The following is a 279-nucleotide window of genomic DNA, read 5'->3' as shown; positions in this document are numbered from 1 at the left end:
AGCGTGCCCTGCGGGCCGCGCAGCACTTCGATGCGCTCGATATCGGTCAGCTCGGAAACCGACATTCCGGCGCGGCCCAGGTACACGCCATCAAGAAACACCCCGACGCTGCCTTCCAGGCCATCGTTGTAGGCGCTGGAGCCCAAGCCGCGAATGCCGTAGCTGGCGTAGCGCTGGTTGGGCACGGACACCAGCAAGGCCGGCACCGCCTGTTGAATGGCTTCCATGTCGTGCAGCGCTTGTGCGTCGAGGCGCTCGCCGTCGAGCACGTTCATGGCC

At 65.9% G+C, this 279-nt stretch carries 1 protein-coding gene; it reads right to left on the bottom strand.

Going from position 1 to position 279, the window contains the following annotated elements:
* The coding region (locus AC0I8G_RS25905) for a TonB-dependent receptor plug domain-containing protein (RefSeq protein ID WP_471732507.1) at positions 1-279 on the bottom strand (279 nt) is incomplete at both ends.

It is taken from the genome of Kineococcus sp. AC630 (assembly GCF_979255925.1).
Note: the sequence above shows the minus strand (reverse complement) of the source record. Positions and strands in the feature narration are given on the sequence as shown.